This window comes from Kitasatospora sp. NPDC096140 (assembly GCF_040303045.1).
Classification (GTDB): domain Bacteria; phylum Actinomycetota; class Actinomycetes; order Streptomycetales; family Streptomycetaceae; genus Kitasatospora.
The window spans coordinates 21,421-29,728 of record NZ_JBEOUW010000041.1; the positions used below are offsets into that span (position 1 = coordinate 21,421).

5 protein-coding genes and 1 pseudogene are annotated in these 8,308 nt (G+C 76.2%); 4 read left to right on the forward strand and 2 right to left on the reverse strand.

Translation table 11 applies throughout. The annotated features are described in order from the left end of the window. Positions 1–43: 43 nt before the first annotated feature. A complete protein-coding gene (locus ABT048_RS32315) occupies positions 44–2,509 on the forward strand; it encodes an HAD-IC family P-type ATPase (RefSeq protein ID WP_350525117.1) in 2,466 nt (821 codons plus the stop codon). Between the two features lie 180 nt (positions 2,510–2,689). Then, positions 2,690–2,899, forward strand: coding sequence for a hypothetical protein (locus ABT048_RS32320; RefSeq protein ID WP_350525118.1), 210 nt, complete (start codon positions 2,690–2,692; stop codon positions 2,897–2,899). A 24-nt stretch (positions 2,900–2,923) separates the two neighbouring features. Here ABT048_RS32320 and ABT048_RS32325 read toward each other — a convergent pair whose 3' ends face one another. Continuing rightward, positions 2,924–6,220, reverse strand: a complete 3,297-nt coding sequence (locus ABT048_RS32325; protein WP_350525119.1) for a sacsin N-terminal ATP-binding-like domain-containing protein — start codon at positions 6,218–6,220, stop codon at positions 2,924–2,926. Between the two features lie 129 nt (positions 6,221–6,349). Here ABT048_RS32325 and ABT048_RS32330 point away from each other — a divergent pair, with 129 nt between their 5' ends. Continuing rightward, on the forward strand, positions 6,350–6,727 hold the full coding sequence (locus ABT048_RS32330; RefSeq protein WP_350525120.1) for a hypothetical protein: 378 nt from the start codon (positions 6,350–6,352) through the stop codon (positions 6,725–6,727). A 61-nt stretch (positions 6,728–6,788) separates the two neighbouring features. Here ABT048_RS32330 and ABT048_RS32335 read toward each other — a convergent pair whose 3' ends face one another. Then, positions 6,789–7,670, reverse strand: coding sequence for a DUF3027 domain-containing protein (locus ABT048_RS32335; protein ID WP_350525178.1), 882 nt, complete (start codon positions 7,668–7,670; stop codon positions 6,789–6,791). A gap of 318 nt (positions 7,671–7,988) precedes the next feature. Here ABT048_RS32335 and ABT048_RS32340 point away from each other — a divergent pair. After that, a pseudogene (locus tag ABT048_RS32340) lies at positions 7,989–8,308 on the forward strand (hypothetical protein); the annotation flags it as partial.

Consider the following 8,308-nt stretch of genomic DNA (forward strand, 5'->3'; position numbering starts at 1 on the left):
TAGTAGCACGCATCGGACATAAGGCGCCCGTAGAGTCGGTGCCATGACGCAGCCTGCGCAGCCAGCTGACGAGCAGCCGACCGGCGGAGAGCGCCAGGACGGCGCCCACCCCCTCGGGCTGCTGCCCGGCCGGCTCGGCGGTCTGACCGGCGCCGAGGTGGCCGAGCGGGTCGCGAAGGGACAGGTCAACGACGTCCCGGTGCGGTCCAGCCGCACCACCCGGGAGATCGTCCGGGCCAACGTCTTCACCCGCTTCAACGCGATCATCGGCGTGATGTTCGGGATCATCCTGGTCGTCGGGCCGATCCAGGACGGCCTGTTCGGCCTGGTCATCGTCGCCAACACGGCCATCGGCATCATCCAGGAGCTGCGCGCCAAGAAGACCCTGGACAGCCTGGCGCTGATCGGCGAGGCACGCCCGCAGGTCCGCCGGGACGGCGCCGCCCGGCAGATCGGCGTCTCCGAGATCGTCCTCGACGACACCGTGCTGCTCGGCATCGGCGACAAGGTGATCGTGGACGGCGAGGTCACCGAGGCGGACGGCCTGGAGATCGACGAGTCGCTGCTCACCGGCGAGCCCGATCCCGTGCTCAAGCAGCCCGGCGACCAGGTGATGTCCGGCAGCTTCGTGGTGGCCGGCGCGGGCGCCTTCACCGCCACCAGGGTCGGCCGCGAGGCGTACGCGGCGCAGCTCGCCGAGGAGGCCAGCAAGTTCACCCTGGTGAAGTCCGAGCTGCGCAGCGGCATCGACAGCATCCTGCGGTTCATCACCTACCTGCTGATCCCCACCGCGATCGGCCTGATCATCAGCCAGCTGGCCGTCGAGGGCCGGGACTGGCGCGAGGCCGTGCGGCGGATGGTGGCCGGGATCGTCCCGATGGTCCCCGAGGGGCTGGTGCTGCTGACCTCGGTGGCCTTCGCGATCGGGGTGATCCGGCTCGGCCGCAAGCAGTGCCTGGTCCAGGAGCTCCCGGCGATCGAGGGCCTGGCCCGGGTCGACACCGTCTGCCTGGACAAGACCGGCACCCTCACCGAGGGCGGCATGGACGTGATCGACCTGCGGGTGCTCTCGAACGGGGAGCCCGCCGCCGTCGACAAGGAGACCGTCAAGCGCGCGCTCGCCGTGATGGCCGGCGCCGACGCCCGCCCCAACCCGTCCATGCAGGCGGTCATCGACGCGTACGGGCGCGGCGAGGACACCGCCGGCGGGGGGAACGGCGGCGACGGCTGGCGGGTGATCGAGGCGATGCCCTTCTCGTCCGCCCGCAAGTGGAGCGGCGTGCAGCTGCTGGAGCCGCAGGGCGGCGAGGCCAGCTGGCTGCTCGGCGCGCCCGACGTGCTGCTGCCCGCCGGGCACCCGGCACTGGCCGAGGTGGACGAACTGGGTGCGCGGGGCCTGCGGGTGCTGCTGCTGGGCCGGACGCCCGCACCGCTGGACTCCCCCGATCCGGCGGCCGGGCTCGCCCCGCTCGCGCTGGTGGTGCTGCAGCAGCGGCTGCGCGGCGACGCCGCCGAGACCCTGCGGTACTTCGAGGGCCAGCAGGTCCGGGCCAAGGTCATCTCGGGCGACGCGGCGGTCTCGGTCGGCGCGGTGGCCGGCCACCTGGGCCTGCCCGGCGCCGACCAGCCGCTGGACGCCCGCACCCTGCCCGCGGACCCGGAGGAGCTCGCCGAGACCGCCGACCGGACGAGCGTCTTCGGCCGGGTCACCCCGCAGCAGAAGCGCCTGCTGGTCGGGGCGCTGCAGTCCCGCGGCCACACCGTGGCGATGACCGGCGACGGCGTCAACGACGTGCTGGCGCTCAAGGACGCCGACATCGGCGTGGCGATGGGCACCGGCTCCGACGCGACCAAGGCGGTCGCCCAGATCGTGCTGCTGAACGACTCCTTCGCGACCCTGCCGTCGGTGGTCGCCGAGGGCCGCCGGGTGATCGGCAACATCGAGCGGGTGGCGTCGCTGTTCCTGGTGAAGACGGTCTACTCGGTGCTCCTGGCGCTGCTGGTGATCTTCACCCACTCGCCGTACCCGTTCCTGCCCCGGCACTCCACCCTGCTGTCCTCGCTGACCATCGGCATCCCGGCGTTCTTCCTGGCGCTCGCCCCCAACAACGAGCGGGCCCGCACCGGTTTCGTGAAGCGCGTGCTGCGGCTGGCGATCCCCGGCGGCATCATCGCCGGCACGGGCACCTTCGTCGCCTACACGCTCGCCCGCACCGACCACGCGACCGACCTCAAGGCCGACACCAGCGTGGCCACCCTGACGCTCTTCCTGATCGCCATCTGGGTCCTCGCCATCGTCGCCCGCCCGTACACCTGGTGGCGGCTGCTGCTGATCGGCTGCATGGGCGGCGCGTTCGCGCTGGTCCTGGTGGTCCCCGCGCTGTCCGACTTCTTCGAGCTCTCCCTGGCCGGCACCCGAGACCCGCTGATCGGCGTCGCCATCGCGGTGGTCTGCGGCATCGCCCTGGAGATCACCTGGCGCTACATGAAGCGCCACGGCCTGGAGTGATCGGCACGGGGCGGGCGGCACGGGGCGGGCGGCACGAGGCAGGCGGCACGAGGCGATCGGGGCCGGGCGAGCAGGGGGTGAGCAGGGCCGGGTGAGCGGCGAGTCAGGGCGACACGCGCCGCGGCATGAGTGACAGTCCCCGCCCGGGGGCCCGATGATGGCCCCGGGAGGGGGTGCCGAATGGCGCGCAGGGGTGGGGATTTGGAGGCGTTCGTCGCCTTTCTGGGCGGACTGCTCGCGGTCGGGCTGACCGCGCTGGCGATGGCGGGCGTCGGCCTGGCGGTCAGGCCGACGCCCGCACTGCGGGTCGCCGCGCTGGTGACCCTGGGCGCGGTCTGGCTGACCGTCACCGTCACCGTGTACGGCCGTCTGCGGGCGCGCACCGGCTGAGCCCGGCACGCGCCCCCGCCGGGCTCAGCCCTCGAAGTCCCGGGCCGCCGACAGCTCGTACGCCCGGTCCGGCTCGCTGAGCGCGGCCAGCACCTCGAAGCGCCGGTGCCACTGCCCGACCGACCAGGCGAGGCCGGCCGCGAGGCCCTCCGGGGTGGCCGCGTGCAGCAGGCCGGGCACCGGCGGGACCTCGAACTCGTCGTCCTCGTCGTCGGCTTCGGCGAGCTCCGGGTCGTACGGCGGCTCCGGGGTGTCCGCCCCGGTGTCCCACCGCCAGTCCACCGCGGCCTCGTCGCCGTCCGGCCCGACGACCAGCAGCTCCTCGTGCTCCTCGTACGCGACGGGGCACCCGGGCAGCAGCTCGCGCACCACGGCCGGCACCCGGTGCAGCACGCCCTCGGAGAGCACCCGGCCGCCGGCCACCTCGCTGGCCAGCGACACGTGCAGCCGCTCGGCGAGGTCGGCCGCGAGCGCCGGGGCGACCGGCAGCAGCGGGTACGGGTGCAGCAGCTGGACCAGGTCGGGGGCGTCCGCGACGACCGCCTCGGTGGCGTCCACCACCACGGTGTGGGCCGGTCGCCGCCCGGTGGCCGGGTCCAGCGGGGGCAGCGCCCGCACCACGTCCAGCGGATCGATCCGCTCGCGCTCCACCCGGGCCAACGCGCTGTGGAGGCCGTGCAGTTGGCGGTGGCCGACCTCGACGGCCGGGTCGGTCATCCGGTCCAGCACCTCGTCCGGCCCGTGCGGCTCGGCGAGCAGCGCGGCCAGCGTGGTGCGCACCCCCAGCGCGTGCAGGAACTGGTCGTCCAGGGTGGTGCGCGCCTCGTCGTAGAGGCCGCGCAGCAGCGGGTCGGCCCCGGCGGCGCGCAGGCCGGCCGGCTCGCGGCCCGCCAGCACCGGGTGGTCGCGCAGCCACCACGCGGTGTACGGCGGCAGGTCGGCGTACGAGCCGTCCGGCAACAGGGTGCGCACCGGGTTGACCACGGCGTCCCGGTACGGCGGGCGGGCCAGCGCGGCGAGCGCCTCGGGCCAGGCGTCGTCGTCCACCAGGTCGAGGTCGCGCACGGCCAGCAGCTCCGCGGCCACCGGCGGCACGCCGACGGCCTCGTCGGCCTGCAGGGCCTCCAGCACGTCCTCGGCCCACTCGGCGAGCCCGTCCGGGGCCTCGTCCAGCAGGCCGGTGGGGTGGCCGCCGGCCGCCCGGTCGGCGGGGGCGGTGGGGTCGAGCCGCTCCAGGTCGTCCGGGTCGAGCACCACGTCCTCGGCGCGCACCAGGACGAAGTCGGCCAGCACCCCGACGGCCGCGAGCACCTCGGACCCCCAGCGTTCCAGCAGCTCGTCGTCCACCCAGCCGGCGTCCTCCTCGCGCGCGAGCGCGGCGAACGGGCTGCCGGGCAGCACGAGTTCGCCCGCCCGGGCCGGCTCGCCCTCGTCGTCGAGCAGCGCCAGCCGGGCCAGCCAGGGGTGCTCACCCGGCTCGGGGGCGGCCGCCTTCACCAACGCGAGGACGGCGTCGGCGAGTTCGATCGCCGTGTCCAGGTCGTCCTCGGCCAGCTCGTACGAGCGGGCGACGGCGGCGCGCACCTCGGGGGTGTCCAGCACCCCGGCCGGCGTGGCGGTGCCCGCGCCGAGCTTGGACAGCAGCGGGTGGGCGGCCTCGGGGTGCGCCAGGCGCAGGTCGAGCGCGGCCAGTGCGCCGGCCAGCGACTCGGGGTAGCCCGGGAAGGCCGCCCAGTCGGCGTCCTCCGAGGGCAGCAGGACCCGCCGCGGCCCGGTCACCGTCCGGCCGTCCGCGAGCGGCACGGGCAGCGCGCCGAGCGCCTCCGGGTCGGCCCCGCCCAGCGCCGCGTACAGGTTGCGCCACCAGCCGGGCTCGCGGTCCAGGCCGCCGAGCTGGTCCACCACATCGGCCAGCGGCACCCGGCGCACGTTCAGCACCCGCAGCTCGGTGCGGCGCTCCAGACCGGCCGGCAGCAGCCCGGGGAAGATCGGTGCGAGCGCCTCGACCACCGAGCCGTCCGCGCCCTCCAGCAGCGTCGCGTCCCGGGGCCGCAGCGCCGGCGTGCCCTCCTCGACCGGCGCCGGGTGCGGCAGGAACGGCGTGCCGGGCAGCCGGGACAGCACCGCCGCGCGCAGCGCGTTGTCCAGCGCGCCCTGACCGAGCGGCCCGGGCACCAGGCCGAGCGAGCCGAGATCGGCTCCGCGGGCGCGCAGCAGGTCGGCGTAGCTGTCGGCGGCGCGCTCGGTGAGGAAGTCGGCCAGCGGGCCGGGCGCGACGTGCCGCCGGGTGGAGTCCAGCGGGTAGGAGGCGATCAGCAGCGCGGGCAGGCCGATCGGCTCGTCGCTGGGGGTCGGCGCGTGCAGCACGGACGCGATGCCGGGCTGCTGCGGGACGCCGTCCGCGCCGACCGGCACGGCCCAGGTCACCGTCCAGTACGGGCGGGTGCGCTCCTCGGTGGGCCGGTCGACCAGCAGCTCGGCGGCCAGGCTGCCGGAGGCGCCGGCGGTCTGCCACACCGTCTGCCGCAGCCGGCCGCCCGCGTCGTCGGTGACGGTGACCTCGGTGACGCCGTCCGGGCGGGTCTCGGCGGCGGCCCGGGTGAGCGTCCGGGTGCCCTCCGGGGTCTCCACCACGACCTCGGCGAGGCCGGGCAGGGTGAGCAGCAGCGCGTCGTCGATCCCGGCCAGCAGGCGGCGGGTCAGGTCCTCGGCCGCGGCGTCCCGCATCGGCAGCACGACCACCGTGTCGTAGCCCTCGGGGGCCGGCCCCTCGGCCGCGAACGGCAGCCGCAGCAGCGGCACGTGGCCGTCCCGGCGACGCAGCTCGTCGGCCAGCGCGGGCTGTGCCTCGGCGAGCGACCGGGCCTCACCGAGCGACCAGCGCACGCCGCCGGTGGCGCTGAGCACGGCGGGCTCGTCGGTGACGGCGAGGACGGCGGCGAAGCCGACCCCGAACCGGCCGACGGCGGGCGCCTCGCCGCGCTTGGAGGAGGCCCGCAGGGTGGACAGCGACTCGACGGCGGCCGCGTCCAGCGAGGCGCCGGTGTTCGCGGCGGCGAGGACGCCGTCGGCGAGGGTCAGCCGCAGCCGCCCGGGGCCGTGGCCCGCGCGGACCGCCGCGTCGGCCGCGTTCTGTGCCAACTCGACCACCAGGCGGTCCCGGTAGCCGCCGAGCGCGAGCTCCTCCTCGGCGTTGGCGTCCTCCCGGAACCGGGCCGGCGAGGCGGCCCAGGCGTCCAGCACCCGCCGCCGCAGCGCAGCGCTCCCGAAGGGGTCCGAGAGGTGCTCGTCCGTGCCGCTGCCGATGATCCGAGGTTCCACGGGACCTGCCGCCTTCCGCCGCCCTGTACGTCGTAGGGCATTCTTCCCTGCCCGGGCACCCCCGGCGGACCAGGGGCGCCCGCTGCCTATGCTGAGCCCCCTGTTCCGGTTGGCGAGGGGGGAAGCCGCATGGTCTCCGACGGTTCCTGGTACGTCCTGATCGAGCGTGACCGGCAGGTCGACGCGGACGGCGCCCACCGGTGGCAGTTGGTCCCGCCGCAGGAAGCCCCGCTGGGCCGGGAGCAGGCGGTCGGGCTGGCGGAGGAGGCCGCCCGCACGTACGTCCCCCGCGAGGGCTCGGAGCCCTCGCGCCCGCCGGAGCGCCGGATCTTCACGATGCCCGACGGCAGCTTCCTGGTCGAGCTCACAGCCGGCGGCTGGAAGCGTCACTTCCGGGTCTCGGTCGCCGAACTCCTCCACAGCGGGCAGGACGCCCCGCCGCCCCGGCCGGCGCCCCGGCCGCAGGACGCCGCCCCTGCCCGGCGCGGCCTGTTCGGCCGCCGCTGAGTCCGGGAACGCCGACGGCCCGCCCCGGTGACGAACCGGGGCGGGCCGTACGACGGCGAACTCAGGAGTGGCCGAGTTCCTCGGCGGGGGCGTCGGGCTCGACGGAGCCCGAGGCGCGGTCCGGGTGCAGCTGCAGGGGCTCGACCACCAGCTCGTCCAGGATCAGCTCGGACGGCGCCGGCGGGGCCGGGATGACGGCCGCCTCGGAGTGGCCGCCGCAGCCGTACGCGAACGAGACGATCTGGCCGTCGGCCGGACCGAACTCGTTGCCGCACACGCCGAAGGCCTGCCCGAGCGAGCCGCCGATCGGGATCAGGAAGCCGCAGCTCCCGCACGAGGCCGGGGCGGCCTGCGCCATCGGGGTCTGCGGGCCGTGGGCCTTCTCCCAGCGCTCGGCGGCCAGGTGCAGGCCGAGCCGGGAGAGCACCCGGCTGCGGCCCAGGCCGAGCTCCTCGGCGACGGCGTTGATCCGGGCGCGGGCCGGGGCCGGCTGGACGTGCGGGTCGGTGACGACCAGGTCCTCGTCGTCGGCGAGGGCGACCGCGGAGTTCGGCGCGGGCTCGTCCTCGCCGGTCCAGCCGGGCTCCAGGCGCAGGTCGTCGGCGCCGGTCGGCAGCAGGTCGCCGGGGCCCATGTCGCCGGGGCGCAGCCGCTCGCTCCACGGCACCCACTCGGGGGCCAGGACGGCGTCCTGGCCGGGCAGCAGCACGACCTCGTCCAGGGTGACGTTCTTGGCCCGCGGGGCGCGGGCGACGGTGACCGCCCAGTGCCAGCCGCGGTACGCGGCGTCCAGGCACTCGAAGGTGTGGGTGACGACGCGGTCGGCGTCCGCCTGGACGCCGAGGTGCAGCCCGACGGCCTCCGCCCCGACGGCCTCCTCGGCTGCCTGACGGGCGAGTTCGACGGCCTCGGCACAGAGCCGGTCGGGGGTACGGCTTCGCATCGCAGCACTCACGGCGTCGATTCTCTCCCAGTTCTTATGTCGCCCACGGCGTGTTGCCTGGTCCGTCGCGGCTCGGTAGTCCCTCGTCCATTCTGCGCGACCGGAGGCCCCCTCGGGTACCGGCCGCGCCGCTCGACCGGCCTGCCGGCGCCCCGGCGCCCGGCGGGCGGACCTTGGGCAGGCTACCCGCCGCCCGGCACCCCGGCACAGTCCGGGGCGGACGCGGACGTTCCGCGGGCGCTCCGCGAGCACCCGTCGACCGCGCCGAGCGGAGCGCAATCCCGCGTCGCCGCGGCGAATCTGGGGCAGGATGGGCTTGTGGCGGACGACAAACCGTCGCAGCACACACTGCGCGCCTCGCAGGCCGGCAGCCCCGACCAGGCGGACGCCGTGCCGCGACAGCAGCCCCCGGTCCCCGGCGCGGGCGAACCGCAGCCGGCGGGCGGAGCCGAGGCGCCCGCCGCCCCCGTGAGTCTGGTCAAGCCGCCCCGGAGCGCCGCGCCCGGCGAGGTGCTCCGCGGCGTCCCCGGGCCGGACGGTCTCCCCGAGTCGGTCGACGTCCCCGGGCCCGACGGCCTCCCCGGGCCGGACGGCGTGCCCGGGCCGGACGGCCTCCCCGGACCGGACGGCCTCCCCGT